Origin of the sequence: Streptomyces sp. SBT349 (assembly GCF_001083795.1) — a bacterium.
Taxonomy (GTDB): domain Bacteria; phylum Actinomycetota; class Actinomycetes; order Streptomycetales; family Streptomycetaceae; genus Streptomyces.
The window spans coordinates 1-23935 of record NZ_LAVK01000045.1; the positions used below are offsets into that span (position 1 = coordinate 1).

Genomic DNA, 23935 nt, shown 5'->3' on the forward strand with positions numbered 1-23935 from the left:
AGTCGAGCGCGACCGGCACCGCGTCCACGCCGCCGAACTGCTTGAAGAGGATCGCCTTGCCCTCCATCACGGGCAGGGGGTGGGCGTCCCACCAGGCGGGGGCGGTGCGTACGTCGTCATGCCGATCGACCTCCGGCCAGTGATGAGCCAGCACCCGCCGGCAGAACACGTCCTTCTCCACCTGGCCCACCACGCGCATACCGGCCCGTTCCAAGCCGAGTTCAAGACCACCGATCCCGGAGAACAGCGACAACACGTTCACACCACCACCGCCTGACTGCGGTGTTCGCCGTAGCGGGCGGTGACCCAGCCGACGGACCAGCCGCACAGTTCGGCGGCTTGCCGGATGGACAGCCCGGCCGCGTGCGCGGTGGCCACGGTCTCCCGTGCGATGTGCTCGGGCTGCTTCTCGTCGGCGGGCCCGGCGTTCAGCAGCGTGGCGCGGCGCTGATCGGCCTGCGCCTGCGCGGCGCGGGCCGCGGCTTCCTTCTCCTCGCGTTCCTTCGCCTGCTGGGCCTGGCGCTCCCGCTCTTCCTGTTCACGCACCTGGCGGTGGTGTTCACGCTCCCGCTCGGCCCGCTCACGCTCCCGGTCGGCGTGTTCAAGCTGCCGGGCGTGGTGTTCACGCTCGCGGTCGGCGCGTTCACGAGCGAGTTGCGCGGCGTGCTCCCGCTCCTCCCGGGCAAGGGCGAGCGCGTGCTCGCGCTCCTGGCTCGCGCGCCGTTCGACGGCCTCGCGTTCGGCGGCGCGCTCCTCGCGCTCACGCTGTTCACGCTCCCGCGCGGCCTGCTCACAGGCCGCGCGGGCGGCGGTTTCCTCGGCCTTGCGGCGGTCCACCGCACCGGAAAGGGCGCGGCGGTAGGCCAGCCCCGCTTCGGCGGTGACGATCAGCAGCAGCGGGGCGACGGAGTGGATCGCCACCCCCACCAGATCGCCCTTCAGCCAGGAGCCGCCGACGTTCAGGGTGAGGGTCATCAGGCCGGTCATCCACCGCAGCACCACGGGCCAGCGGCCCCCACGCGCCCCGACACGGGCCAGCGCGGAGTCCAGCCGGACCACGATGACCACCGCGGTGTCGACCACGATCGGCAGGATCGGCGCGGTCCACTCCCATCCGGCCGGGGTCACCTCGCGAACCAGCGGGGTGACTGTCAGCACGGAGTAGAGGACCGCGCCGAAGACGATCAGCCAGGTACCGGCCGACAGGGTCCGCTCCACCTGGCGCAGCGTCCGCTCATCCATCCCGCCCACCCCCGCGAACACCATCCGGGGCGCCGTGAACACCGGGCCCGGCGCCGTGAACACCGGGCCCGGGGTCGTGAACACCGGCCGGGGCAGCGTGAACTCCGTTGAGCAGGCCGTGAACACGGACCCGCCGCAGGCTCCACCCGGTCGGCGCCCCCGCCGGGGTGGAGGGCACCCATCCGGTCCAGCGGCCGGGCGGCGCGGGGTCCTCCGGGTCGTTCTCCGCCGCCGCGCGGGCCGCGGCGGCGCTGGCGTGAACGCTGTGCAGGCGCCCGGCGTGGAAGGTGAGGAACACCCACACCGCCACACCCTCCGCCTCCCGGATCACCCCCCTCAGTCGGGCGACCTCACCGCGGAGCTCCTCCGCCTCGCGGCGGGCGCGCTGGAGTTCCTCCTCGTCCTCGCGCGCCTGGCCCAGCAGTTCCACGACTTCGCCGTTGAGCCGGTCGATCAGCGCGGAGTCCTCCGCCGCGTGCCGCCGCAGCCGCTCCACCTCCGAGACCAGGCCCGGCATGCGCCCGGCCGTTTCGGCGCGCTCTTGCAGCCCCCGGTAGGTCCTGCCCCTCACGATGCGGATCACCGGGCTTCATCTCCCTCGTGGCTGTCCAGGACGGCGCGGGCGCGGGCCGTGTCGTGGCCGGGCACGTCGTGGCGTTCCTGTTCGGCGATCGCGGCGCGGTAGTAGTTCAGGGCCTCGGGCACGGTCAGGTGCAGGGTGTCGGCGACCTGCTGCCAGGTGGCGCCGGCCTCGATCGCGTCGCGCATGACGTACCAGCGGCACCCGATCAGGTGGGCCACCAGCGCGGCGTTGGCCGTCAGCGCCTCCAAGGAGGAAGGGCAGTCGGCCAGTTCGCGGCGGGCGAGGCCGGCGCCGGCATCGGTGTGCGGGTTGGCGAGAACCTTCAGCCACAGGTCGCGGCCCGCGCCCTGGGACCAGGTGGCCAGCAGCTCCCGCTCGTTCAGCAGCTCGTTCACAGCACACCCCCGAGCGCGGTCAGGGCCGCGACCGCGAGCAGAGCGCCGGCGGCGCGGATGCAGTCGATCGCGCGCTGGAGACGGCGGTACTTGGCGACCGCGAGACGGGCCAGAGCGGGGCCGACCTGCGCCCGGTGATCCGTGGCGATGTCGGCGCGGAACTCCTCGGGCGTGCAGGAGGCCCAGCGCAGGAGCGTGCCGGGGCCGGAGTGCAGCAGGCGGGGGCGGATGACGGCCAGCAGCAGCCCGGCCGCGCCCGCCAGGGCGGCGGCAGACAGCCCGGCGGCGATCCCGCCGACCAGCGGCAGCGTCACCGCGGTGCCGGTCGCTCCCAGCACCGCCAGCCCGGCGCCGATCGCGGCCAGCAGGATGCTGGCCTTGGTGTCCGTGCGGGCGATCTGCGCCTGGATCTCGGCATACGCCTCACCCAGCGCCACATCCGGGTCACGGGTCGGGAGGGTGCTCACGGGGTCACCGCCTTCACAGCACGGCGGGCGGTGGCCAAGTGGTGGGCGTACTCCTCGAACGCGAGGACGGCCAGCGCCGTGACCGGCGCGGCCAGCTCGGGGTCATCCGCGAGGATGTCCGCGCCAGCGTCCAGCCGGGCCGCCCGCTCCGCCTCGGTCTCGCCGGGCTCCCCGAGCCACAACTCGGGGAGCGTGCCCAGACCGAGCGCCAGCTCGATGAAGTCGTCGGGGGTCAGCACCTCACTGGTGCCGATGAACGATCGCATGATCGGGTCCTGTCTCTCTTCGAAGGGATGGGCAGGACCCGGGACGGCGGGTGATCTCTGGCCGGAGTGCCGTCGTCCCGGGCGTGAACAAGTGGAAAGACCCCGCCCGGCGTAGCAGTCGCCGGACAGGGCGCCCTCGCGAGGGCGGAGGATGCGGGGGTCCTGGCACCTCCCCTCACCGCCGGTACGGGACCGGCGGATCGGGCAGCCGTCAGGCCGCGGGGCGACCCAGGGCGTCGCGCAGGATGTCGGCGTGGTCGAACGCCATCTCCGGCAGTGCGGTCAGGGGCCACCAGCGGGCGTCAGCGGCATCGTCAGCCGGGGTCGGCTGGATCGGGGCGGGCAGGGTCGCGGTGTAGGCGGTGGTGCTGTACCGGCCGCGCGGGTCGCGGCCGGGGGCCGCGTAGACGCCCACCTGCCGGAGACGCGCCGGCGAAAGGGCGATGCCGGTCTCCTCGGCCAGCTCGCGGGCGGCGGCGGACAGGGCGTTCTCACCGGCGTCCACGTGCCCGCCGGGAAGGACCCAGCGGCCCGCGTAGGGGTCCCAGCGGCGCTGGATCAGCAGGACGTGCCCTTCGGCCAGGATGACGGTGTCAGCGGTGTGCTTCACGGGTGAATGGCCCCTCTTCGTTTCGTGTCGGTTGGGGTGGCCCGCCCCGGATGGGCGTCCGGGGCGGGCCGGAAAGGGGAGTGTCAGATGCCGCAGTTGCTACAGGTGCCGGTCTTGGCGTTGTGGCAGATGGGGCAGTTCACTTCCCACCCCAGTGCTTGCGCCACGCGTCGTTGGGCTGGGCGTCCTTGCCCCACCAGTCGGGGGTGCCGCTACCGGACTGGGAGTCGTTACTCTCCAACTCGGATCACTCCTAGCTGCGTTAGGTGTTGATCTGTCTCGGCCCTGATCAGCGGTTGCGTCGCTGGTCAGGGCCTCTGTGCTGTTGGGGCAGTCCTGCATCCCCCCGCGCACCGCCGCCCCCGGTCGACGTATCGACGGGGGCGGCGGTCACGGGCAGCTCAGGTGCCTGCGGGTCGTTCGACCTGAGATGACGCGGCGGGCCTAGCTGCCGAACCGGTCCAGCACCGGCAGCGCCCGGGTACTTCGCTGGCGCATCAGGAACTCCTCTCGGTGGCTCGGGCAAGGGCTGTGCACTGCAAGGGGGACCGTGGTCCCCACACTCCGGCCGTTGCTCGCGGTCGCCGGGCCACCTCGCCAGTACGGGCCGAAACCCTGTTCCACCTGGCCTTTAGCGGGATTGCAGCGTCCCCGCCCTCAGCTGTGTGGAGACGCAACGTCTCCCGGGAAACGGCGGAGAAGCCGTTCCCGGGAAGCGTGAACCTCCCTAGGGAGATTTAAGAGCAAGCTCCCTAGGGATGTCAACCGATTGGGCCGAGGGCACGCAGAAAGGGAGCCCGCCGTTGGCGGGCTCCCTCGGTCAGTCGCGGGCGTTCTAGCTGCTCAGGTGGTACTCCAGGACATAGACACCGGCGTCGAGAACCATCTGGTTCATCTCCACGGCCCGCCCGTCCTCCGTGAACGCGATGCGGCAGATCTCCACGACGGGGGTGGCCTCAGCCAGCCGCAGGCGCTCGGCCTCGGGCTGACTGGGCATGCGCGCGCGAAGCTCCTCGCTGAACCGGACCGGCTTGAAGCCGAGTTCGGCGAGGCGGGCGTACGTGCCACCGGGGCCGGTATCGGGCTGGGTGATCGCTGAGCCCCGGACCAGGTCGGCGGGGAGGTACGACGTGGCCGCCTGCACTGGCTCGTTCTCGACGACGAACAGACGGTCGCGGACCACGACCCGCGCGCCGTCATCCAGCCCCAGCCCCTGGATCACGAGGTCGGGAGGAGGCACCTCGGTCACCGTCAAATCCGTGACCGACAGCGGGCGGTCGCCGAGATCGGCGTCCCAGATGGAGCGGCCGGCGGCCCAGCCGTCCTGAGCCAGTCGCCGGTTCGCCACCCTGCGAATCGGGCGGAACTCCCGCACGTACGTCCCGCTGCCCCGCTTGCGGATGGCCAGCCCTTCCGACACCAGCAGCGTCAGGGCACGCCGTGCGGTCTCCTTGGCGACGCCGTACTGGCGCACGAGGGCGGGTTCGCCCGGGAGCCGGTCGCCCGGTGCCAGGTCCCCTGAGGAGATGCGAGCCCGCAGCCGGTCGGCGATCTGCCTGGCGGTCTCAGCCACAAGATCCTCACTTCCCTAGGGTGGTCACTTCCACCTTCGCACAGGCCGCGCGGAGGTGCCTCGCGGGGAGCCCTGCACGCTCTCGGCGAGCCGCTGAAGGCGGTCAGGACAGGACAGGGGTACGCCAACGTGTACGCCAACACCGGCGCACACTGACGGACGCCACAGGGTCAGGAAGGTGATCATCTAGCGGGCCAGCCAGCCCCCGGCACGGCCTGAAAAGCGGAAGGTCGCCGGTTCGACCCCGGCCCCAGCCACCTTCCTTCCCCACCACCAAGGCCCCGGCGGGCCACGCCCGCCAGGGCCTTCTTCTGTGCGCCTGCGCACCCGTCGACGGCCCTCGCCGCGCAGGGCTCGATACCCTGGCCGCGAGGTGGGGGGCGTATGTCATCGGTGATGCTGAACATACTCATCGGGCTGATCACGACGGTCATCAGCGGTGGCTCCGTCTGGCTGGCGCAGCGTGCCAAGGCGGCGCGGCTCTGGCGTGGGAAAGCGGCGTTCTTCGGTATCCAGCCAGGTCAGCGCTGTCTGCTCATCCTGAGCCGACACCACGAGAAGCCGCGGGCGACGGGCCACCGGGATGTCCGGGCCCTGCTTGAGGTGGCGCCTCTCGTCGAGGAGCTGGGCGGCCGGATCAGCGTCGAACCGGCCGACGAGTTCCTCGGGACGAACGGCGAGGCCACGGAGTTCTGCTTGGGCGGGCCCGTGGCGAACCGGCGTTCCGCCGCGCATCTGGCGCATCACCTCCCCGGGGTCGCGTTCACCCCCCTCGGTCCGGGGCCCGACTCGGGCGCCATCACCGCGGGTGGCGAGGAGTTCCGGCTCGCCCTGGGCGAACGGGAGTACGCGGTCATCGCCAAGTTCACGCCCCGGGAGGCGAGCCGCCCGGTGTTCCTCATCTGCGGGCAGGTCCAGTACGCAAACCTCGCCGCCATGCACTTCCTGAAGCGCGACCATCGGTCGCTGTCGAGGTCGCTGGCCTCCCCGGAACGTTTCTGCCTCGTCGTCCGCATCTCGGCGTCGCGTGTATACGGGCATGAACGGGTCGAGCTGGAGCGGGACGTGACGGCGGCGGCCTTCCGCGGCGCCTGAACCGGCTACCCCGAGGAGTCCGCGTCACCGGAGGCCCAGCCGGTCCAGCGTTCCACGGTGATCTCGATGACCGGGCCGATCGGACGCCGCTCGCGGTACCGCGGGTACTTCTCCGCGAGCCGGTCCAGCGGCTCCGCGCGGGCGGCGCCCTCCAGGATCGCGGCCCGCCCGTCGCCGCGGACCCACCACAGCCGCGACCAGTCGTCGCTGTACGCGTCCACGAGCACGCAGACCCGCGGGTTCTCCCTGATGTTCCGCAGCCGCCTGAGGTCCTGGTGCCGCTTGGGCTTGTGGTCCACCGCGCTCACCAGGACATTCCCCCGTGCCGCGAATACCGCGGGCACCAGGTGCGGCGTGTTCGAGGCGTCCGTCGTGGCCAGCCGCAGCACCCGTGCCGCGGCGAGCCGTTGACCGCACTCCGCGTCACTGAGCCTCATCCCCTGCCGCCCGGGTGGCGGCGGCGCCAGATGGCGAAGACCGTGAGGGAGAGCGCGGCCCAGGCGGCCAGGACCACGTACGGCTGCGCGTGCTGGTGTCCGGGGAAGTAGACCGCGTTGTGCAGGGCGTTGACCGCCGCGCCCGGCGGGAGCCAGCGGCCGATCGTGCCGAGCAGCGACGGCAGCAGCGGCCAGGAGACGGCGCCGCCCGAGGAGGGGTTGCCCAGCATCACCATCAGCACCCAGGTCGGCAGGATCGCCCACCGCCTGACCAGGGTGTTGAACATGGTGAAGATCATCCCCGACGTGAACATCGTCAGCGAGAGGATCCCCCAGGACGTGAGGAACGGCAGCCCCACCGCGTCCGTCACCCAGCCGACCACGCCCACGATGGAGAAGCCGCCGAGCACCGCGTACCCGGCGATGAACAGGACACGTTCACGTGGCGTGAGCGCGGACGCGTTGAAGCCGAGCTGCACCGCGCCGAGGAAGCCGACGATCACCGCCGCGATGGTGACGTAGAAGAGCGCGAGGCCGCGCGGGTCGCCGCGGTTGAGCGGCTTGAGGTCGCGCACCCTGACCTCCGTGCCCGCCCGCTTCGCCGCCGCCCTCGCGCCCTTGGCCAGCACCATCGCGACCTCCGAGCCCGCGGCGCTCACGGTGTCCACCTCCATGACCCCGCGCCGTTCCGCCACGATCGCGAAGACCTTCTGGTCCTCGACGGCGTCCACAGCCTGTGGACGGCTGCCGTACCGGCGCCGGTCCAGCGAGGCGTCGAGGCCGTGCTCCAGCGCGCGGAGGAACGCCGGGTCCGGCTCGCCGACGACGGCCACCGGCACGTCGTGCGGGGTGGGGTTGGCCATGGCGTAGATGTAGGAGCCCGCGAACAGGCCCGCCGAGCCCGCCACGAGCAGCCCGACCACCACCGCGGGCGCGTACGGGGAGTGACGGAACGCGCGCACAAGATCACTCATCCGGCCACCCTATGCGGACATAACGGCACAACACGCCCGCCCGGATAAGGGCTCGCCGCCCACCGTGCGGAGGTGAGACGCTTGGGTGCGTATGTCTACGCACCCCTCCCCCGTATCGGCCTCCTTCTCGGCCCTGGCCGAGCGGCTGCCCGGACTCACGCTGCGCGACGAGCGGCGGCTCGGCCGCCGCCTCGACGGCGCGCGCCGCGTCCGCAAGCCCGCCGCCCAGCAGTCCGTCCTCGCCGAGATCGCCGAGGCCGTCGAGGCGGCCGAGCTGCGCGTCGAGGCGCGGCGGGCCGCCGTTCCCAAGATCACCTACCCCGAGCAGCTGCCCGTCAGCCAGAAGAAGAACGAGATCCTGGAGGCGATACGCGATCACCAGGTCGTGATCGTCGCCGGCGAGACGGGCTCGGGGAAGACGACGCAGATCCCGAAGATCTGCCTGGAGCTGGGCCGCGGGGTCAGGGGCCTGATCGGGCACACGCAGCCGCGCAGGATCGCGGCGCGCACGGTGGCGCAGCGGGTCGCGGACGAGTTGGGCGGGCCGCTGGGCGAGGCGGTCGGCTTCAAGGTCAGGTTCACCGACCAGGCCGGGGACTCCACGCTGGTCAAGCTGATGACCGACGGCATCCTGCTGGCCGAGGTGCAGCACGACCGCGAGCTGCGGCAGTACGACACGATCATCATCGACGAGGCGCACGAGCGCAGCCTCAACATCGACTTCCTGCTGGGGTATCTGGCCCAGCTCCTCCCCCGCCGCCCCGACCTGAAGCTGGTGATCACCTCCGCGACGATCGACCCGGAGCGTTTCGCGCGGCACTTCGCGGGCCGCGACGGGCGGGCCGCGCCGATCGTCGAGGTCTCGGGCCGGACCTACCCGGTGGAGGTGCGCTACCGGCCGCTCCTCGAGGAGGAGGGCGAGGCCCCGGACCGCGACCAGACCACCGCGATCTGCGACGCGGTGGACGAGCTCCAGGCCGAGGGGCCGGGCGACATCCTCGTCTTCCTCTCCGGGGAGCGGGAGATCAGGGACACGGCGGACGCGCTGGAGAAGCGGCGCCTGGCGCACACGGAGATCCTGCCGCTGTACGCGCGGCTCTCGCACGGCGAGCAGCAGCGGGTCTTCCAGTCGCACCCGGGCCGCCGGGTGGTGCTGGCGACCAATGTGGCCGAGACCTCGCTGACCGTCCCCGGCATCACCTACGTGATCGACCCGGGCACCGCGCGCATCTCGCGCTACAGCCACCGCACCAAGGTGCAGCGGCTGCCGATCGAGCCCGTCTCGCAGGCCAGCGCCAACCAGCGCAAGGGCCGCTGCGGGCGCACCAGCGACGGCATCTGCGTACGGCTCTACTCGGAGGAGGACTTCCTCTCCAGGCCCGAGTTCACCGACGCGGAGATCCTGCGGACCAACCTGGCCTCGGTGATCCTCCAGATGAACGCGGCGGGGCTCGGCGCCATCGAGCGCTTCCCGTTCATCGACCCGCCCGACCACCGCTCGATCAAGGCGGGCGTGCAGCTGCTGGAGGAGCTCGGCGCGCTGGGCGCCGAGGGGAGGCTGACCGAGACGGGCCGCAAGCTGGCCCAGCTGCCGGTCGACCCGCGACTGGCGCGGATGATCCTGGAGGCCGACCGGAACGGGTGCGCCCGCGAGGTGATGGTGATCGCCGCGGCGCTGTCCATCCAGGATCCGCGCGAGCGGCCGGCCGACAAGCAGCAGCAGGCGGACGCCAAGCACGCCCGCTTCCGCGAGGGCCCGGCCGAGGAGTCGGACTTCCTGGTGTTCGTGGCCCTGTGGCGCTATGTGCGCGAGCAGCAACGGGCCCTGTCCTCCTCGGCGTTCCGCCGGATGTGCCGCACCGAGTTCCTCAACTACCTGCGGATACGCGAGTGGCAGGACATCTACTCCCAACTCCGTTCGGTCGCCAGGACCTTGGGTATCGAGCTGTCGGAGCGGGACGAGGACGCCGCGCCTGGAGCCGTTCACCAGTCGCTCCTGGCCGGGCTGTTGTCGCACATCGGGCTCAAGGACACCGACAAGCACGAGTATCTGGGGGCGCGCGGCACGAAGTTCGCCGTCTTCCCCGGCTCCGCGCTGTTCAAGAAGCCGCCGCGCTGGGTGATGTCGGCGGAGCTGGTGGAGACCTCCCGGCTGTGGGCGCGGGTCAACGCCAGGATCGAGCCGGAGTGGGTCGAGCCGCTGGCCGGGCACCTGGTCAAGCGGACCCACAGCGAGCCGCACTGGGAGCAGAAGCAGGCCGCGGTGATGGCGTTCGAGCGGGTGACGCTGTACGGCGTGCCGATCGTGGCCCAGCGGAAGGTGAACTACGGCCGGATCGACCCGGTGACCTCGCGGGACCTCTTCATCAGGAACGCGCTGGTGGAGGGCGACTGGCGGACGCGGCACGAGTTCTTCCACGACAACAGGAAGCTGCTGGCCGAGGTCGAGGAGCTGGAGCACCGGGCCAGGCGCCGCGACATCCTGGTGGACGACGAGACGCTGTACGACTTCTACGACCAGCGCGTCCCCGAGGACGTGGTGTCCGGGGCGCACTTCGACGCGTGGTGGAAGAAGAGGCGCCGCGAGGACCCCGACCTCCTCACGTTCGAGAAGTCGATGCTCATCAACGAGCGGGCCGAGGGCGTCACCAAGGACGACTACCCGGACACCTGGCGGCAGGGCGGGCTCTCGTTCCCCGTGACGTACCAGTTCGAGCCGGGCGCGGACGCCGACGGCGTCACGGTCCACGTGCCGCTGCCCGTGCTGAACCAGGTGACGCCGGACGGGTTCGACTGGCAGATCCCGGGCCTGCGCGAGCAGTTGGTGACCGAGCTGATCAGGTCGCTGCCCAAGCCGGTGCGCCGCCACTGCGTCCCCGCTCCCGACTTCGCGCGGCGTTTCCTCGGCACGGCCCCCGATCCGGCCGCCGGGCCGCTGCGGGGCGCGCTGGCCGCCGGGCTGACGCGGATGGCCGGAGTGCCGGTCTCCGCCGAGGACTTCGACGAGTCGCGGATCCCGGGGCACCTGCGGATCACGTTCCGCGTGGTGGACGAGCACCGCAAGCCGCTGCCCGGAGCCCGTGAGAACGCGGAGGACAAGGATCTGGAGGCGCTGCGGCAGCGGCTGCGCCCGCAGGCCCGCAAGGCGCTCAACGAGGCGTTCACGGCGACGGCTTCGGGCCTTGTGGCCTGGACCGTGGGCACGCTGCCGCGCACCTTCGAGACGCGGCGCGGCGGGCAGCCGGTGAAGGCGTACCCGGCGCTGGTGGACGAGGGCGCGACGGTCGCGGTGCGGCTGTTCGACACCGAGGCGGAGCAGCGGACGGCGATGCGCGCCGGGACGCGCCGCCTGGTGCTGCTCAACCTGCCGTCCGACCCCGCCAAGTTCGCGCAGCGGCAGCTGGACAACGCGGCCAAGCTCGCTCTCTCCTCGACCCCGCACGGGAGCGTGTCCGCGCTGTTCGACGACTGCGCGACGGCCGCGGCCGACCAGTTGATCGCGGCGCACGGCGGACCGGCGTGGGACGAGGAGGGCTTCACCAAGCTGTTCGACGCGGTGCGGGCGGACATCGTGGACCTCACGCAGCGGATCGTGCGGCAGGTACGGGAGGTGCTGAGCGCCTGGCAGGCGGTGCAGCGGCGGCTGGCCACGGTCACCAGCCCGGTGCTCGGGCCCGCGGTCGGCGACGTGCGCGAGCAGGTCGGCGCCCTGGTGGCACCCGGGTTCGTCACGGCGCACGGCGCGCGGCGCCTCCCCGACCTGCTGCGCTACCTGATGGCGGCCGACCGGCGGCTCCAGCAACTCCCGCACCAGGCCGAGAAGGACCGGGCGCGGATGGCGAAGGTGCACGAGATGCGGGACGAATACGCCTGGCTGCTGGAGCAGTTCCCGCCGGGGCGCCCGGCGCCGGCGGGCGCGGCGGAGATCCGCTGGATGATCGAGGAGTTGCGCGTGAGCTACTTCGCGCACGCCCTGGGCACGGCGTATCCCGTCTCCGACAAGCGGATCGTGAAGGCCGTCGACGCCCTGGCGCCCTGATCCCGAACTGATTGGCTCCCCGCGCCCGCGCTGGGGTAGAGTCTCGCTCGCGCAGATGGTCCTGTGGAGCAGTTTGGAGTGCTCGCCACCCTGTCAAGGTGGAGGCCGCGGGTTCAAATCCCGTCAGGACCGCTCGTATGAGCCCGGATCCCCCACAGTGGGGGTCCGGGCTCTCTTGTTGGGTAGGAGTGGGTGGGGAAGGGCGAGAGGAGACGGAGCGGCGCGCACTACCGCAAGATCATCTGGGCGGGCAAGGCGCGGGGGGTGTGACGGGAGTCACTGAACTTGACTGCGGGCTGAGCTCGTTCGACCCCGTAGAGACACCCGCCAATTTAATATGTGCAATTGTACGCGGTGTCGGATGGTGTCCGACATGGCCCGGACGCACGCCCCGACGCACAAAAAGATCGCGTCGGACCCGGCGGAGTCCGACGCGATCGGGGGCCAAGCGGACCGGAGTGGGGGCCCCGGAGCCTGGGTACTGCTGCGTTGCTCAGGCCTCGCCACGCTGCTGCGGGATGCCCGCGAGCAGTGCGCGCACCTCCGCTTCGCGGTAGCGGCGGTGCCCGCCGAGCGTGCGGATGGACGTGAGCTTGCCCGCCTTTGCCCAGCGTGTGACCGTTTTAGGGTCGACGCGGAACATCGTGGCAACCTCAGCCGGGGTCAGCAGCGGCTCGGCATCAGGGGTGCGAGCGGTCATGAGCGGCCTCCTCGGGAGAACCGAACCATCACGGTTCTTTCCTCTAAATTCTGCACCTTGACCCACGTTGCCCGAAATGGGCGACGGGGGTCGAGTCGGTTATAGGACGAACGGCTTGTCCTCGGCACTACAACTACACCATCCGTCTAGCCGGGTCGGCCAAACCGATGGAATTGCCCTCTCAGGTGTTCAACCTCGGCGGAAGCCCACTGGACCATGCCATAACGGACAGTCACTCGACCGTGACGCCCAGTCACGACACGATGACCGGACGGACAGGCGGGAGCCCCTCCGGACTCCTTGTCCTATTTTGACACGAGGAGACTACTTGTTGGCAAGAGTTCCTTACAGTGCCTTCCATCACGCTTGGGGCTTTAGTCCCTTGATCAGTTGGCGAACTGGCGTTCCCTGATCGCCATCCAGCGGTCGGTCAGCTCCTCGTAGACCCTGCTCGCGCGGTCCAGGTCGTCGGCGGCGAGCGCCGCCAGCCCCTCGGCGACCTCGGCGGCCGACCGGTCGGCGGCGAGCTGGTCCTCGCCGATCGTGTGCACGAGGCCGCCGTAGTCCAGCTCGACCAGGGACCGGGGGTGGAATTCCTCCAGCCAGCGCCCCACGTCCGTCAGCGCCTCGATCAGCGGCCCCTGCGGCATCGCCTCGCGCACCGCCCGCAGCCCCCTGGCCACCCGCCGTCGGGCCTGCACCATGGGCGTGCGGTACGTGAGCCCCGGCGGCCCGTCGCCGCCCGCGCCCCCGCCCGAGCTCCGGAAGGCGCGCTCCTCGTCCGTGAAGAGCGCGAACCACCGCACCGGCACATGCCACAGCGCCGAACGGATCCAGGGGCGCGCGTCGGGATTCCGCTCCCGCCAGCCCGCGTAGTCCTCCGCGGCCCGCCGCCGCACCTCGGGCGGCAGCGCCGCGTCGAGGACCGCCTCGGGCAGCAGCCAGCTGTCCACCTCGTTCAGCGCCTCCCAGGCCCGCAGCCGGGTCCGCCACGGGCAGACGCACAGCACCCCGTCGACCGTGGTGACGAACGCGTCCCCGCTCTCCCGCGCCGGGGCCGCCCGCAGGGGCACCGCGCCGAGCCCCGCCAGGGCCCGTTCCGCCTCGTCCTGGGCGGTGGGGAGACGGCCGCGCCTGGCGTACTCGGCCCAGTGCGAGCGCTCGGGCTCGGGAAAGGCCGCAAGCGGCTCGTACACCCTGAGATACGCCGCGTACGGAACCTTCGGCACTCAGCCCTCCCTCGTGAGACACATCAGCGTCAGCGCACTGCGCGCTTCTACGGCGATCGTGTCAGTGTGCGGATCCCACGGCACCCCCCCCGCCCGCAATCGCCGTACCCTCATCCCAGCAATGCCCTCCCGACCCAGCCGGAGAGCACCACATCGACATACAGGAGTCACCACCGTGACTGACGTACGTCCAGCTGTCCGCGTCGACGGCCTCGGGGAGGCCGGCGTTCTCGACGCGTTGTTCCACTCGGACCGGGGCGGACACGAGCAGGTCGTGCTCTGCCAGGACCGGGCGACCGGGCTGCGCGCCGTGATCGCCGTCCACTCCACCGCGCTCGGCCCCGCCCTCGGCGGCACCCGCTTCCACGCCTACGCGGGCGAGGCGAGGCCCGAGGAGGCCGCGCTGCTCGACGCGCTCAACCTCGCCCGCGGCATGACCTACAAGAACGCCCTGGCGGGCCTGGACCACGGCGGCGGCAAGGCCGTGATCATCGGCGACCCGGGGCGCCTGAAGACCGAGGAACTGCTGCTCGCCTACGGCCGCTGCGTGGCCGCGCTCGGCGGCCGCTACGTCACCGCCTGCGACGTGGGCACCTACGTGCCCGACATGGACGTCATCGCCCGCGAGTGCCGGTGGACCACGGGCCGCTCGCCGGAGCTCGGCGGCGCCGGCGACTCGTCCGTCCTCACCGCCTACGGCGTCTTCCAGGGCATGCGCGCCTCGGCCGCGCACCGGTGGGGCTCACCGGACCTGGCCGGGCGCGTGGTCGGTGTCGCCGGCGTCGGCAAGGTCGGCCACCTGCTGGTGGGCCTCCTCGTCGAGGCCGGGGCCCGGGTCGTGGTCACCGATGTGCGGCCGGACGCCGTGCGGCGCGTCCTGGACGCCCACCCGGAGGTCACCGCGGTGGACACGACCGACGCCCTGATCACCACGCCCGGCCTGGACATCTACGCGCCGTGCGCGCTCGGCGGGGCGCTGAACGACACGACGGTGCCGCGGCTGACCGCGGGCATCGTCTGCGGGGCCGCGAACAACCAGCTCGACCACCCGGGCGTCGAGAAGGATCTCGCCGACCGCGGCATCCTCTACGCGCCCGACTACGTGGTGAACTCGGGCGGCGTCATCCAGGTCGCCGACGAGCTCAACGGGTTCGACTTCGCACGCGCGAAGAAAAAGGCGGCGCTGATCCACGACACGACGCTGGAGATTTTCGCCCGCGCCGCCACCGAGGGAGTACCCCCGGCCGTGGCCGCGGACCGCATCGCGGAACACCGGATCGCCCAGGCGGCGGGCCGCTGAACGTGCGGGTGCGCGAGACATGTCACCCCCGCGTGCGAGTCGCGTGTCGAAAGAAGGTAAAATCGCCGCTGACCAGCAAAGAGAGATCCGTCGGACGCCATGCGCGCGCCCCGGACCTGCGGACGGCGTACCGTAGGCCCGCGGAAGCGGGTACGGTTGAAGGCCGATGGACCGGGCCCTCGCCGGAGGGCTCGCTCTCAATCATGAACGGATGTCAACACTCCGGGGCCGTCGCGCCCCGTCGTTGAGGGGGTCGAGCCAATGGGGCGCGGCCGGGCCAAGGCCAAGCAGACAAAGGTCGCCCGCCAGCTGAAGTACAACAGCGGCAGGACGGACCTTTCTCGCCTGGCCGAAGAGCTGGGTGCATCGCCGTCGGACCAGCAACCGCCGAATGGCGAGCGGTTGGAGGACGACGATGAGCAGGATGACGACAACCTGTACGCACGGTACGCGGAGATGTACAGCGATGAGGACGAGGACGACGGAGATGGTCCATCGTCCGACACCTCCTCGAAACGCCGCGGCGCCTGACACATCTCTCCGACTGACGACGAGACGACGAGACAGACTCCGACCCGGTCCGGCACCGCCGGACCGGGTTCAGTCCTGCCCGGCCCGCCTCACGCCGCATGGCGTCCCGTGAGCGTCGCGCCACCCCCCGGACGGCCGTCACCGGCGTCGCCGATCTCGCCCGCCACCCAGGCGGGCACCTCGCGGCCGGCGAGGACGGCGAGGGCCTCGTCCACGGCGTCGGGGGGCACGATCGCGACCATGCCCACGCCCATGTTGAGGGTCTTCTCCAGCTCCTCCCGGGCGACCGAGCCCACCCGGCCGACCGTGCCGAAGACCGGCGGCGGGGTCCACGTCGCGCGGTCGAGGCGGGCGTGGAGAGCCTCGGGAACGACGCGGGCCAGGTTGTTCGCAAGCCCGCCACCCGTTACATGTGCGAAGGCGTGTACCTCCGTGGCGGCGGTCAGCGCCAGGCAGTCGAGGGAGTAGATCCGGGTGGGCTGGAGCAGCTCCTCGCCCAGCGTCCTGCCGAACTCGGGGACCCGCCGGCCGAGATCCCAGCCGGCGCGTTCCAGGAGGACGTGCCGCACCAGCGAGTAGCCGTTGGAGTGGAGCCCGGAGGAGGCCATGGCGACGACCACGTCGCCGGCGCGGACGCGCTCGGCGCCCAGTACCCGGTCGGCCTCCACCACCCCCGTGCCGGCCCCGGCCACGTCGTACTCGTCGGGGCCGAGCAGCCCGGGGTGTTCCGCCGTCTCGCCGCCGACCAGGGCGCAGCCGGCCAGCACGCAGTCGTCGGCGATGCCCCTGACGATGGCCGAGACCCGTTCGGGGCGGACGCGGCCCACGCAGATGTAGTCGGTCATGAACAGCGGCTCCGCGCCGCACACCACCAGGTCGTCCACGACCATCGCGACCAGGTCGTGGCCGATGGTGTCGTGCACGTCCATCCGCTGGGCCACGGCCACCTTGGTGCCGACCCCGTCCGTCGCGGAGGCGAGCAGCGGGCGGCGGTAGCCCTTGAGGGCGGAGGCGTCGAAGAGCCCGGCGAACCCGCCGAGCCCGCCCACGCTCTCGGGGCGCTGGGCCTTGGCCACCCACTCCTTCATCAGCTCGACGGCGGTCTCGCCCGCCTCGATGTCGACACCGGCCGCGGCATAGCTGGCGCCGGGCAGCGCGTTCTCCGTCATCGGGGTCATTCTGGGATCAGCGTCTCTCGGGTCGTCACGTGTCACAGGCGCCGCAGCGCGTCGGCCGCGCCGGGGCCGGTGGCGAGCAGGGGGCGCGTGCCGCCGTCCGGCTTCTCCAGCACGTCCTTGCCGAGGACCGCCGGGTCGGGCAGCTCCATCGGGTAGGAGCCGTCGAAGCAGGCCCGGCACAGGTTGGGCTTGTCGATGGTGGTCGCCTCGACCATCGCGTCCAGGGAGATGTAGGACAGCGAGTCGGCGCCGAGCGAGGTCCCGATCTCCTCCACGGACAGGCCGTTGGCGATCAGCTCGGCGCGGGTCGCGAAGTCTATGCCGAAGAAGCACGGCCACTTGATCGGCGGGGAGCTGATCCTGATGTGCACCTCGGCCGCGCCCGCCTCGCGGAGCATGCGGACCAGGGCGCGCTGTGTGTTGCCCCGGACGATCGAGTCGTCCACGACGACCAGGCGCTTGCCGCGGATGACTTCCTTGAGGGGATTCAGCTTGAGGCGGATGCCCAGCTGGCGGATGGTCTGGCTCGGCTGGATGAACGTGCGGCCCACATAGGCGTTCTTCACCAGGCCCGAGCCGTAGGGGATGCCGCTGGCCTCGGCGTAGCCGATGGCGGCGGGGGTGCCCGACTCCGGGGTGGGTATCACCAGATCGGCGTCGGCCGGGGCCTCACCGGCCAGCCTGCGGCCCATCTCCACGCGGGAGAGGTAGACGTTCCGCCCGGAGATGTAGGTGTCGGGGCGGGCGAGGTACACGTGCTCGAAGACGCAGGTGCGCGGCCGGGCCTCGGCGAAACGGGTCGCGCGCAGCCCGTCGCCGTCCACCGCGATCAGCTCGCCCGGCTCGATCTCGCGGACCAGGGAGGCGCCCACGATGTCCAGGGCGGCCGTCTCGGAGGCCACCACCCAGCCGCGCTCCAGGCGGCCGAGGACCAGCGGGCGGATGCCCTGGGGGTCGCGGGCGGCGTAGAGGGTGGTCTCGTCCATGAAGACGAAGCTGTAGGCGCCCTTGACCCGGGGCAGCACCAGGGGCGCGGCCTGCTCGACGGTCAGGGGCTCGCCGTTCTCGCCGGTCTGCCCGGCGAGCAGGGCGGTGACCAGGTCGGTGTCGTTGGTCACGGGCGCGCGGTTGCGCTGCGGGCGCGAGCCGGGGAGCCCGGCGGCCAGGTCGGCCAGCTCCGCGGTGTTCACCAGGTTCCCGTTGTGACCGAGTGCGATCGATCCGTGACCGGTGGCACGGAAGGTGGGCTGCGCGTTCTCCCAGGTGGAGGCGCCGGTGGTCGAGTATCTGGCGTGACCCACGGCGATGTGGCCCGTGAGGGAGCCGAGGGAGGATTCGTCGAAGACCTGGGAGACCAGGCCCATGTCCTTGAAGACCAGGATCTTGGAACCGTCGCTCACCGCGATGCCCGCGGATTCCTGCCCGCGGTGCTGAAGTGCGTAGAGCCCGAAGAAGGTGAGCTTGGCGACCTCTTCTCCCGGGGCCCAGACTCCGAAGACGCCACACGCGTCCTTCGGGCCCTGGTCCTGCGGGTCGAGATCGTGGCTGAGTCGTCCGTCACCACGTGGCACGTTCACGAGTCTAGGCCAGGACCCCGGGGAGGCGAGAACCCCTCGTTGGTGAGAGATGCCCCATACCGGACCTGTGTGTTCACCCCAGCACGGGCAGTTCCGACGCGAGGGCGGACGCCCGTTCGCCGCCGGCCCGCAGGCGTCCGGAGGCGGTCGCGGCCTCCCAGGTGGTGCGCCCGGTGGCCAGGCGGAGCCAGGTCAGGGGGTCGGTCTCCACGACGTTCGGCGGGGTGCCGCGGGTGTGCCGGGGGCCGGGGAGGCACTGGACGGCGGCGAACGGCGGCACCCGCAGCTCGGTCGAGGCCCCGGGCGCGCGGGCGGCGAGCGCGTCGGCGAGCACGCGGACGGTGATCGCGAGGGCCCCGCGGTCCAGGCGGACCGGGTGCCCCGTGGCGCGGGTGAGGTCGTCGCTGTGGACGACCAGTTCCACGACGCGGGTGACCGTGAAGTCCAGCGCCCGCATGGCACCCAGCCGGTGCGGGAGCAGCACGTCCTCCCGCACGCCGGTCTCCAGCACCGCCTCCACCTCCTCCGCCGCGGCGTCGAGCGCGGCGACCTGGTCGCCGGCGGCCTCGGCGTCCCGCCGCGTCTTCTTGTCCAGGTCGGCCGCGATGCCCGCGGTGGAGACGGCCCAGGTGTTCAGGTCCGCGGCGGGCCTGGTCGCGGCGGGCGGGGGCTCGGCCAGGAGCCGGGGCAGGGCGTCGATCTGCCCCGCGATGTGGGCCAGCAGCGTGCGGACGTCCCAGCCGGGCAGCCCCGAGGGCGCGGCCCGCTGCTCCGCCGTCAGCCCCGGGGCCGCCAGCCGTACGATCTCCACCTGGGCGAGGAGCGCGTCGCGGACCCGGTCGGGGTGGTGGGCGCGGGGCTTGCGCCGGACGGCAGACATAGCACGGAGCTTACTGATCGCGGGCCTGCCCGGGCGGGCCCGGCGGCCGGGAACAGTCGCATGGGTCGCGCCGCGCCGGGTACTCCGGGCCCATGACCGAAATCGAACTGTCGAGCAGCGCCTTCCGGGACCGGGAGCCCATTCCCGAGCGCTACACCCAGGACGGCGACAACGTATCCCCGCCGCTGAGCTGGTCCCCGGCCCCCGCCGGGACGAAGGAGCTCGTGCTGATGTGCGAGGACCCGGACGCGCCCTCCGGGACGTACCTGCACTGGCTGGTCACCGGCATCGACCCGGTGAGGGACGGCGTGGCCACGGGGCGCACCCCGTTCGGGGGAACCGCGCACCTCAACGCGTTCGGCGACGAGGGCTATGACGGTCCGGGGCCGCCGATCGGCGACCCCGCGCACCGTTATGTCTTCCGCCTTTTCGCGCTCCCCGAGCCGGTCGCGTTCCCGGACCGCGTCTCGGCGGACGAGGCACACCGCGCGCTGGACCGCAGGCGGCTGGCCGCCGGCACGCTGACCGGTCTGCACCAGCGCTGAAGGAGGCGATTCGAGCATGGCAGGAACCGATGTGAACGAGATCCTGCGCGTCGTCGCCGACGCGGACTACCCCGCGGGCAAGGACGAGCTGATCCGGCAGGCCAAGCGGGCCGGGGCCTCGAAGGGCGCGGTCGCGGCGCTCCGCGGCATCCCGCCGGAGGAGTACGGCAACCGCGCCGAGGTGGCGCGTTCCGTGCGGCTGCCCGCCACCGCGGGGGAGGGGCTCACCCCGGCGCAGCGCGCCGAGCAGGCCCGCGAGGGCGGGCGGCCCGGCCAGTCGCAGTGGATGCGGGACGTGCCGAAGCCGCCGGTCCAGGAGGAGCTCGACCGCTAGGGAGACGTCCGGCGGAGCCCGAGGAAGGAGCGTGCGACGTCATGGTGCGCAAGAAGATGGAAGGCAACGAGGAGCAGCGGCGCCAGGCGGCGCGCGATGCCGAGCGGAGCGGCGAGTGGCCCAGCGAGACCGGGTCGACGACCGGAGGGTCGAAGCAGCGCACGCACGTGCCCGACCGCTCCTCGCTCAGCCACGAGGAGAAGGTGGCGCCCCTCCACCGGGGCAAGCAGCGGCATCCGGCCCCCGGGCGCGAGCGCAGGGAGCCCCCGCCGGAGCGCACGTTCGCCGACCGGGACCGGCCCGACTACGGCCCGGAGCACGAGAGGGTGTTCCAGGCGCTCGGGGACGCGCAGCGGCGTCACTCCGGGCGGGCCGTCCATGTGGACGAGGTCGCCCGCGGCGCGGGACTGCCGCGCGAGGAGACCAGGGGCCTGCTGCACGACCTGGTCTCGGTCCACCGCCTGGCCACCGAACTCCAGGGCACCGACCGCCCCGACCAGGGCCCGCGCTTCGAGACCAAGCCCGGACGCTAGCCGTCGAGCCGACCCGGCCGGGGCGTGGCCCCCGGCCGGGGGGCCGGGCGCCTCAGCCGAAGAGGGCGGGGAGGGTGGCGTCCGCCGCGGCGCGGAGGTCGTCCAGCGGGAGCGTGAACTGCCCCTGGACCTCGATCGCGTCGCCGGTCACCACGCCGATGCGCGCCGTGGGCAGGCCGCGGGCCGCGCACATGTCCGCGAAGCGGACCTCCTCCGTCCGCGGGACGGCGACGACCGCGCGGCCCGCCGACTCGGAGAAGAGGAAGGTGAACGGCGTCAGCCCGTCGGGGACGACCAGGCGGGCGCCGTGGCCGCCCTTCACGCAAGACTCCACCAGCGCCTGGATCAGGCCGCCGTCCGAGAGGTCGTGGGCGGCGTCGATCATGCCGTCGCGCGAGGCGGCGACGAGGATCTCGGCGAGCAGCCGCTCCCGTTCCAGGTCCACGCGCGGCGGCAGGCCGCCCAGGTGACCGTGGACCACCTGGGACCACGCCGAGCCGCCCAGCTCGTCGGCCGTGTCCCCGAGCAGGTGGATCAGCCGGCCCTCGGCGCGGAACGCCATCGGGGTGCGGCGCGTGACGTCGTCGATGACGCCCAGCACGCCGACCACGGGCGTCGGGTGGATGGCGGCGTCGCCCGTCTGGTTGTACAGGGAGACATTGCCGCCGGTCACCGGGGTGCCGAGGGTCTGGCAGGCGTCCGCGAGGCCGCGGGTGGCCTCGGCGAACTGCCACATCACGGCCGGGTCCTCGGGGGAGCCGAAGTTCAGGCAGTCGGTGACGGCCAGCGGGCGGGCGCCCGTGGCCGCCACGTTCCGGTAGGACTCGACCACGGCCAGCTGCGCGCCGGTGTACGGGTCGAGCTTGGCGTAGCGGCCGTTGCCGTCGGTGGCGACGGCGACACCGAGGTTGGTCTCCTCGTCGACGCGGATCATGCCGCCGTCCTCGGGCTGGGCCAGCACCGTGTTCCCCAGGACGTACCGGTCGTACTGGTCGGTGATCCAGGACTTCGACGCCTGGTTCGGCGAGGCGGCCACCGCGAGGACCTGGGCGCGCAGCTCCTCGCCGTCCGCCGGGCGGGCGAGGCGGGCCGGGTCGTCGGCCTGGAGCGCGTCCTGCCAGTCGGGCCTGGCGAACGGGCGCCGGTAGACCGGGCCCTCGTGGGCGACCGTGCGCGGCGGGACGTCCACGATCTGCTCGCCGTGCCAGTGGATCTCCAGCCGGTCGCCGTCGGTGACCTCGCCGATCACCGTGGCGATCACGTCCCACTTGGCGCACACGGCGAGGAAGCGCTCCACGTTCTCCGGGGTGACGACCGCGCACATGCGCTCCTGCGACTCGCTCATCAGGATCTCCTCGGGGGAGAGCGAGGAGTCGCGCAGCGGAACGGCGTCGAGCTCGACCCGCATGCCGCCCGAGCCCGCCGAGGCCAGCTCGGAGGTGGCGCAGGACAGGCCGGCGCCGCCGAGGTCCTGGATCCCGGCGACCAGCTTCTCCGCGAAGACCTGGAGGGTGCACTCGATGAGCAGCTTCTCCTGGAACGGGTCGCCGACCTGGACCGCCGGGCGCTTGGCGGGCTTGCCCGTGCCGGAGCCGTCGCCCGGGGAGTCGAAGGTCTCGGAGGCCAGCACCGAGACGCCGCCGATGCCGTCGCCGCCGGTGCGGGCGCCGTAGAGGATGACCTTGTTGCCCGTGCCCGACGCCTTGGCCAGGTGGATGTCCTCGTGCCGCATCACGCCGACGCACAGGGCGTTGACCAGCGGGTTCCCCTGGTAGCAGGGGTCGAAGACGGTCTCGCCGCCGATGTTCGGCAGGCCGAGGCAGTTCCCGTAGCCGCCGATGCCCGCGACCACGCCCGGGAGAACGCGCCGGGTGTCGTGGTGGTCGGCGGCGCCGAAGCGCAGCGGGTCCATCACGGCGACCGGACGGGCGCCCATGGCGAGGATGTCGCGGACGATGCCGCCGATGCCGGTGGCCGCGCCCTGGTAGGGCTCGATGTACGAGGGGTGGTTGTGCGACTCGACCTTGAACGTCACCGCGTAGCCCTGGCCGATGTCGACCACGCCCGCGTTCTCGCCGATGCCGACCAGGAGCGCGTCGCCGGCCGGGGCCTTCTCGCTGAACTGCGCGAGGTGCACCTTGCTCGACTTGTAGGAGCAGTGCTCGGACCACATCACCGAGTACATGGCGAGCTCGGCGCCGGTCGGGCGGCGGCCCAGGATCTCGCGGATCCGCGCGTACTCGTCCTCCTTGAGGCCGAGCTCCGCCCAGGGCTGCGCCGCGCCGGGGGTCCCGGCGGCGTGCTCGACGGTGTCGAGGACGGAGAGGGTCTCCGGGGTGGTGCGCCGGGACATCAGGCCACCAGCTCCCGGACCACCGAGGCGAAGAAGGCGAGGCCGTCGGTCGAGGGGCCGGTCAGCTCCTCGACGGCGTGCTCGGGATGCGGCATGAGGCCCACCACGTTCCCCTCGGGGTTGCGGATCCCGGCGATGTCGCGGCGCGACCCGTTCGGATTGAGGTCCAGGTAGCGGAAGACCACGCGGCCCTCGGCCTCCAGCTCGTCCAGGGTGCGCTCGTCGGCGACGAAGCCGCCCTCGCCGTTCTTCAGGGGGACGGTGATCTCCTGGCCCTCGGCGAACGCGCCCGTCCACGCGGTCGTCGTGCTCTCGACGCGCAGCCGCTGGTCGCGGCAGATGAAGTGCAGGTGATCGTTCCGTGTGAGGGCGCCCGGCAGGAGATGGGATTCGCACAGCACCTGGAAGCCATTGCAGATCCCGAGGACGGGGAGACCCGCGTGTGCCCGATCGATGATCGTTTCCATCACCGGCGAGAAACGGGCGATGGCCCCGCAACGGAGATAGTCGCCATAGGAGAATCCGCCCGGCAGGATCACCGCATCGACCTGATGGAGGTCTTTGTCGCCGTGCCAGAGGGCGACCGGCTCCGCGCCCGCGAGCTTTACCGCGCGGCGCGCGTCCACGTCGTCGAGGGAGCCGGGAAATGTGACGACGCCCACACGAGTGGTCACGAAAGCCCCCCGCTCACCGTCACCGGCGCGGCCTCGGCCGCCGCCTCCTCGACGCGGACCTCGAAGTCCTCGATCACGGTGTTGGCGAGAAACGTGGCGGCCATCTCCCGCACGCGCGCGAGGGCGGCCTCGTCCACGGGGCCCGCCAGCTCCAACTCGAAGCGTTTCCCCTGGCGGACGTCGGCGACGCCGTCGAAGCCGAGGCGGGGCAGAGCGCGCTGCACGGCCTGGCCCTGGGGGTCGAGGATCTCCGGCTTGAGCATGACGTCGACTACGACGCGAGCCACTGGTACTCCCGGTGGTGGTGCGGTGGTGGTGATGCTTGACGCTGCACCGCTCAGCGTACCGGGCCAGGGAATCTACGCGGATAGATAAGACTGCTTCGGTCACGTTAAGGTATCGAGGGCGGAAACCCCTGCA

General features: G+C 72.1%; 24 protein-coding genes and 1 tRNA gene. 8 read left to right on the forward strand and 17 right to left on the reverse strand.

Going from position 1 to position 23935, the window contains the following annotated elements:
- Positions 1-258: 258 nt before the first annotated feature.
- From ADY01_RS08350 to ADY01_RS08380, 7 genes are all read right to left on the reverse strand, one after another.
- A complete protein-coding gene (locus ADY01_RS08350) occupies positions 259-1242 on the reverse strand; it encodes a hypothetical protein (RefSeq protein WP_049568330.1) in 984 nt (327 codons plus the stop codon).
- Complete coding sequence (locus ADY01_RS08355; RefSeq protein WP_049568236.1) at positions 1235-1825, reverse strand: hypothetical protein; 591 nt, start codon at positions 1823-1825, stop codon at positions 1235-1237. Before ADY01_RS08355 ends, ADY01_RS08350 begins: the two co-directional genes overlap by 8 nt.
- Positions 1822-2220, reverse strand: coding sequence for a hypothetical protein (locus tag ADY01_RS08360; protein ID WP_049568239.1), 399 nt, complete (start codon positions 2218-2220; stop codon positions 1822-1824). Before ADY01_RS08360 ends, ADY01_RS08355 begins: the two co-directional genes overlap by 4 nt.
- The gene (locus ADY01_RS08365; protein WP_049568244.1) at positions 2217-2687 is read right to left on the reverse strand and encodes a Pycsar system effector family protein; all 471 of its coding nucleotides are present in this window, start codon (positions 2685-2687) and stop codon (positions 2217-2219) included. Before ADY01_RS08365 ends, ADY01_RS08360 begins: the two co-directional genes overlap by 4 nt.
- On the reverse strand, positions 2684-2953 hold the full coding sequence (locus tag ADY01_RS08370; protein WP_049568247.1) for a hypothetical protein: 270 nt from the start codon (positions 2951-2953) through the stop codon (positions 2684-2686). Before ADY01_RS08370 ends, ADY01_RS08365 begins: the two co-directional genes overlap by 4 nt.
- Before the next feature lie 211 nt (positions 2954-3164).
- Complete coding sequence (locus tag ADY01_RS08375) at positions 3165-3563, reverse strand: NUDIX domain-containing protein (protein WP_049568250.1); 399 nt, start codon at positions 3561-3563, stop codon at positions 3165-3167.
- 835 nt (positions 3564-4398) lie between these two features.
- The gene (locus ADY01_RS08380) at positions 4399-5136 is read right to left on the reverse strand and encodes a GntR family transcriptional regulator (protein ID WP_049568254.1); all 738 of its coding nucleotides are present in this window, start codon (positions 5134-5136) and stop codon (positions 4399-4401) included.
- Positions 5137-5520: 384 nt separating this feature from the next.
- Between ADY01_RS08380 and ADY01_RS08385 the strand changes: the two genes are divergently transcribed.
- Positions 5521-6231, forward strand: coding sequence for a hypothetical protein (locus tag ADY01_RS08385; RefSeq protein WP_049568256.1), 711 nt, complete (start codon positions 5521-5523; stop codon positions 6229-6231).
- 5 nt (positions 6232-6236) lie between these two features.
- On the opposite strand, the gene ADY01_RS08390 is transcribed toward ADY01_RS08385, so the two are convergent.
- On the reverse strand, positions 6237-6668 hold the full coding sequence (locus ADY01_RS08390; protein ID WP_049568259.1) for a TIGR03668 family PPOX class F420-dependent oxidoreductase: 432 nt from the start codon (positions 6666-6668) through the stop codon (positions 6237-6239).
- A complete protein-coding gene (locus ADY01_RS08395; protein WP_049568262.1) occupies positions 6665-7642 on the reverse strand; it encodes a membrane protein in 978 nt (325 codons plus the stop codon). Before ADY01_RS08395 ends, ADY01_RS08390 begins: the two co-directional genes overlap by 4 nt.
- Before the next feature lie 91 nt (positions 7643-7733).
- On the opposite strand from ADY01_RS08395, the gene hrpA reads away from it, so the two are divergent.
- A complete protein-coding gene (gene hrpA / locus ADY01_RS08400; protein WP_049568264.1) occupies positions 7734-11681 on the forward strand; it encodes an ATP-dependent RNA helicase HrpA in 3948 nt (1315 codons plus the stop codon).
- 57 nt (positions 11682-11738) lie between these two features.
- Positions 11739-11813, forward strand: a tRNA-Asp gene (locus ADY01_RS08405).
- Positions 11814-12174: 361 nt separating this feature from the next.
- Here the strand turns inward: ADY01_RS08405 and bldC are convergent.
- Both bldC and ADY01_RS08415 read right to left on the reverse strand, forming a co-directional pair.
- The gene (gene bldC / locus ADY01_RS08410) at positions 12175-12381 is read right to left on the reverse strand and encodes a developmental transcriptional regulator BldC (RefSeq protein ID WP_019431930.1); all 207 of its coding nucleotides are present in this window, start codon (positions 12379-12381) and stop codon (positions 12175-12177) included.
- Positions 12382-12767: 386 nt separating this feature from the next.
- On the reverse strand, positions 12768-13610 hold the full coding sequence (locus ADY01_RS08415) for a hypothetical protein (RefSeq protein WP_049568269.1): 843 nt from the start codon (positions 13608-13610) through the stop codon (positions 12768-12770).
- Between the two features lie 121 nt (positions 13611-13731).
- On the opposite strand from ADY01_RS08415, the gene ADY01_RS08420 reads away from it, so the two are divergent.
- The gene (locus ADY01_RS08420; protein WP_078900105.1) at positions 13732-14910 is read left to right on the forward strand and encodes a Leu/Phe/Val dehydrogenase; all 1179 of its coding nucleotides are present in this window, start codon (positions 13732-13734) and stop codon (positions 14908-14910) included.
- Positions 14911-15171: 261 nt separating this feature from the next.
- On the forward strand, positions 15172-15441 hold the full coding sequence (locus ADY01_RS08425) for a DUF3073 domain-containing protein (protein ID WP_049568274.1): 270 nt from the start codon (positions 15172-15174) through the stop codon (positions 15439-15441).
- Positions 15442-15530: 89 nt separating this feature from the next.
- Here ADY01_RS08425 and purM read toward each other — a convergent pair whose 3' ends face one another.
- The 3 genes from purM to ADY01_RS08440 all read right to left on the reverse strand — a co-directional run bounded on the left by purM (position 15531) and on the right by ADY01_RS08440 (position 19076).
- Complete coding sequence (purM, locus tag ADY01_RS08430; RefSeq protein WP_049568277.1) at positions 15531-16610, reverse strand: phosphoribosylformylglycinamidine cyclo-ligase; 1080 nt, start codon at positions 16608-16610, stop codon at positions 15531-15533.
- A 41-nt stretch (positions 16611-16651) separates the two neighbouring features.
- The gene (gene purF / locus ADY01_RS08435) at positions 16652-18190 is read right to left on the reverse strand and encodes an amidophosphoribosyltransferase (RefSeq protein WP_049568333.1); all 1539 of its coding nucleotides are present in this window, start codon (positions 18188-18190) and stop codon (positions 16652-16654) included.
- A 79-nt stretch (positions 18191-18269) separates the two neighbouring features.
- Positions 18270-19076, reverse strand: a complete 807-nt coding sequence (locus ADY01_RS08440) for a sterol carrier family protein (protein ID WP_049568280.1) — start codon at positions 19074-19076, stop codon at positions 18270-18272.
- A 92-nt stretch (positions 19077-19168) separates the two neighbouring features.
- On the opposite strand from ADY01_RS08440, the gene ADY01_RS08445 reads away from it, so the two are divergent.
- Genes ADY01_RS08445 through ADY01_RS08455 form a run of 3 tightly spaced genes read left to right on the forward strand, consistent with a single transcriptional unit; the run spans position 19169 to position 20488 of the window.
- On the forward strand, positions 19169-19621 hold the full coding sequence (locus ADY01_RS08445; RefSeq protein ID WP_049568283.1) for a YbhB/YbcL family Raf kinase inhibitor-like protein: 453 nt from the start codon (positions 19169-19171) through the stop codon (positions 19619-19621).
- Positions 19622-19637: 16 nt separating this feature from the next.
- Positions 19638-19955: a DUF2795 domain-containing protein gene (locus tag ADY01_RS08450; protein WP_049568286.1), complete on the forward strand. Its 318-nt coding sequence runs from the start codon at positions 19638-19640 to the stop codon at positions 19953-19955.
- A 41-nt stretch (positions 19956-19996) separates the two neighbouring features.
- Positions 19997-20488, forward strand: a complete 492-nt coding sequence (locus tag ADY01_RS08455) for a hypothetical protein (protein WP_049568289.1) — start codon at positions 19997-19999, stop codon at positions 20486-20488.
- 52 nt (positions 20489-20540) lie between these two features.
- On the opposite strand, the gene purL is transcribed toward ADY01_RS08455, so the two are convergent.
- From purL to purS, 3 genes are read right to left on the reverse strand one after another with little or no spacing between them, the layout of a single operon-like run.
- A complete protein-coding gene (gene purL, locus ADY01_RS08460; protein ID WP_049568293.1) occupies positions 20541-22841 on the reverse strand; it encodes a phosphoribosylformylglycinamidine synthase subunit PurL in 2301 nt (766 codons plus the stop codon).
- Positions 22841-23515, reverse strand: a complete 675-nt coding sequence (gene purQ / locus ADY01_RS08465; protein ID WP_049568295.1) for a phosphoribosylformylglycinamidine synthase subunit PurQ — start codon at positions 23513-23515, stop codon at positions 22841-22843. Before purQ ends, purL begins: the two co-directional genes overlap by 1 nt.
- On the reverse strand, positions 23512-23802 hold the full coding sequence (gene purS / locus ADY01_RS08470) for a phosphoribosylformylglycinamidine synthase subunit PurS (protein ID WP_063784156.1): 291 nt from the start codon (positions 23800-23802) through the stop codon (positions 23512-23514). Before purS ends, purQ begins: the two co-directional genes overlap by 4 nt.
- Positions 23803-23935 lie beyond the last annotated feature (133 nt).

Bases quoted from the DNA above. Each gene is read 5' to 3' on its own strand.
- ADY01_RS08425 (WP_049568274.1), top strand. From the start codon at position 15,172: ATGGGGCGCGGCCGGGCCAAGGCCAAGCAGACAAAGGTCGCCCGCCAG.
- ADY01_RS08390 (WP_049568259.1), bottom strand. From the start codon at position 6,668: ATGAGGCTCAGTGACGCGGAGTGCGGTCAACGGCTCGCCGCGGCACGG.
- ADY01_RS08395 (WP_049568262.1), bottom strand. From the start codon at position 7,642: ATGAGTGATCTTGTGCGCGCGTTCCGTCACTCCCCGTACGCGCCCGCG.
- ADY01_RS08440 (WP_049568280.1), bottom strand. From the start codon at position 19,076: ATGTCTGCCGTCCGGCGCAAGCCCCGCGCCCACCACCCCGACCGGGTC.
- ADY01_RS08445 (WP_049568283.1), top strand. From the start codon at position 19,169: ATGACCGAAATCGAACTGTCGAGCAGCGCCTTCCGGGACCGGGAGCCC.
- purM (WP_049568277.1), bottom strand. From the start codon at position 16,610: ATGACGGAGAACGCGCTGCCCGGCGCCAGCTATGCCGCGGCCGGTGTC.
- hrpA (WP_049568264.1), top strand. From the start codon at position 7,734: ATGTCTACGCACCCCTCCCCCGTATCGGCCTCCTTCTCGGCCCTGGCC.
- ADY01_RS08350 (WP_049568330.1), bottom strand. From the start codon at position 1,242: ATGGATGAGCGGACGCTGCGCCAGGTGGAGCGGACCCTGTCGGCCGGT.
- ADY01_RS08450 (WP_049568286.1), top strand. From the start codon at position 19,638: ATGGCAGGAACCGATGTGAACGAGATCCTGCGCGTCGTCGCCGACGCG.
- bldC (WP_019431930.1), bottom strand. From the start codon at position 12,381: ATGACCGCTCGCACCCCTGATGCCGAGCCGCTGCTGACCCCGGCTGAG.
- ADY01_RS08385 (WP_049568256.1), top strand. From the start codon at position 5,521: ATGTCATCGGTGATGCTGAACATACTCATCGGGCTGATCACGACGGTC.
- ADY01_RS08455 (WP_049568289.1), top strand. From the start codon at position 19,997: ATGGTGCGCAAGAAGATGGAAGGCAACGAGGAGCAGCGGCGCCAGGCG.
- ADY01_RS08370 (WP_049568247.1), bottom strand. From the start codon at position 2,953: ATGCGATCGTTCATCGGCACCAGTGAGGTGCTGACCCCCGACGACTTC.
- ADY01_RS08420 (WP_078900105.1), top strand. From the start codon at position 13,732: ATGCCCTCCCGACCCAGCCGGAGAGCACCACATCGACATACAGGAGTC.
- purL (WP_049568293.1), bottom strand. From the start codon at position 22,841: ATGTCCCGGCGCACCACCCCGGAGACCCTCTCCGTCCTCGACACCGTC.